The organism is Streptococcus sp. (assembly GCF_019414905.1).
Taxonomy (GTDB): domain Bacteria; phylum Bacillota; class Bacilli; order Lactobacillales; family Streptococcaceae; genus Streptococcus.
The window spans coordinates 1-1,923 of the sequence record NZ_DXLC01000094.1; the positions used below are offsets into that span (position 1 = coordinate 1).

General features: G+C 38.0%; 2 protein-coding genes. One reads left to right on the forward strand and one right to left on the reverse strand.

Translation table 11 applies throughout. The features are described from left to right. The first annotated feature begins 168 nt into the window (after positions 1 to 168). Positions 169 to 582 (forward strand): nucleoside-diphosphate kinase, encoded by a 414-nt coding sequence (gene ndk, locus QZ359_RS02670; protein ID WP_049521643.1) that lies wholly within the window; start codon positions 169 to 171, stop codon positions 580 to 582. Positions 583 to 878: 296 nt separating this feature from the next. Here ndk and cbpF read toward each other — a convergent pair whose 3' ends face one another. Continuing rightward, positions 879 to 1,838 (reverse strand): choline-binding protein CbpF, encoded by a 960-nt coding sequence (cbpF, locus tag QZ359_RS02675; protein ID WP_293958029.1) that lies wholly within the window; start codon positions 1,836 to 1,838, stop codon positions 879 to 881. Positions 1,839 to 1,923 lie beyond the last annotated feature (85 nt).

The following is a 1,923-nucleotide window of genomic DNA, read 5'->3' on the forward strand; positions in this document are numbered from 1 at the left end:
AAAACGGCTCCATAATATCTATAGGGGATTTACCCACTACAAATATTATAGAGCCAATAAAAGCAGATGAGAGAGCCTTCGGGTTCTCTTTCTCTTTTCTGAAAACTTTCTCAATTTTTCCATGAAATGTGGTAAAATAAAAGAAAGAAGCTGACAAAGGAGACGGGTATGGAACAAACATTTTTTATCATTAAACCAGATGGTGTAAAAAGAGGACTAGTAGGTGAAGTGTTAAAACGCATCGAACAACGTGGATTTACAATCGAAAAATTGGAGTTGCGTTCACAGGTTTCAGAAGAGTTGATTGACCAGCACTATCAGGACTTGGTTGGTCAAAGTTTTTACCCACCGATTCGTGAATTTATGACTTCAGGACCGGTTCTTGTAGGTGTCATTTCAGGTCCCAAAGTTATCGAAACTTGGCGGACTATGATGGGTGCGACTCGTCCAGAAGAAGCTTTACCAGGAACGATTCGAGGTGATTTTGCAAAAGCTGCTGGAGAAAATGAGGTTATCCAAAATGTTGTACATGGTTCAGATTCAGAAGAGTCAGCTAAGCGAGAAATTGCTCTTTGGTTTTAAGAGTGGATTGGCTCAATCAATTGGTTAAAAGCTCATTTGAATAGAAAGTATAGTCAATTAGTTTAAGACATGACGCATGATATCAAATTTTTTAGTTTTTGATATGGTGCGTTTTTTGACTAATAGTCACATAAAAAAGAAAGGACTAACTTCGTCCTTTCTCGTTCTTAGTTTTTCTTCAACCCACTACAGTTAACAAAGAGCCTTAATTCTTAAAAATTGATAGAGTTGACAAATGGTAGAAAAAAGCCCTTTTTACTAAGTTAAGTATCAACTACAGTTACGATTAGCATTCGTTACCGAACCCATTCGCCATTATAATTGACAGAATAGCCATCTACGGTCGTATTCACTGCCAAAGCACCTGAACTATAAGCATAGTACCATTTGCCATTGACCTGGAACCAACCAGTTGCCATAGCTCCTGATGAACGAAGATAGTACCACTTGTTACCAAGATATTGCCAGCCAGTTTGCATATCACCATTTTCAGCATCTAGATAATACCAAGTTGAGCCTTCTTGATACCAGCCAGTTGCCATTGAACCTGATGAACGGAGGTAGTACCACTTGTTACCAAGATATTGCCAACCAGTTTGCATAATACCATTTGTTGGATCTAGATAATACCATGGAGCAGTTTTTAGCTTATCTTCATCATATGTAAGAGGAAAATCCTTAACCCAACCACGTGCTAGCTCCCCAACAGTCAATCTGTTGATGCGAGAATCAAAGCCACCATCCTTCAGTAAATAATACCAGTGCCCCTCATCATAAATCCAACCAGTTTTTAAGGTGTGATAACTACGTTGATCTTCAAAATAATAGACTCGTTTCTCTGCTGGACTATTATATTGTTCCCCATGATGCTTGTTGACATTTGTAGCTGTTTTTGCTTCTAAAACTTGCTTACCAACAAATTCTTGTAGTACCCCATCTTGACCAAAGTAAAACCAATCTGGTCTAAAAGCAATATCTTGCCTTATAGAAGAACCAATCGTAACCCCTTCGTGTGGAGTAGGTATATATTGCCAGCCGACAACCATCTCTCCAGATAAAGGATCAAAATAATAGTACTTACCATCAATCACTCGCCAGTAGGTTTCTTTGAGTTCCCCCTTCTTGTAGTAGGTTCTTCCGTTTTCTTGTACAAAATGCCATCCTTCAGAATCATCTGCAAATACTGTATTGGTAGCTAGCAAACCAAAGAAAATTGCTGTTAGTCCAACTTGCATAGTTTTTTTCAAAAGTTTCATTTATGTATACCTCCAATATTAAATCCACTCACCAGATGAAGCGAAATTATAAACTTTACCATTTGTCTATTCTTCTGAACAAACT

Bases quoted from the DNA above. Each gene is read 5' to 3' on its own strand.
- ndk (WP_049521643.1), top strand. From the start codon at position 169: ATGGAACAAACATTTTTTATCATTAAACCAGATGGTGTAAAAAGAGGA.
- cbpF (WP_293958029.1), bottom strand. From the start codon at position 1,838: ATGAAACTTTTGAAAAAAACTATGCAAGTTGGACTAACAGCAATTTTC.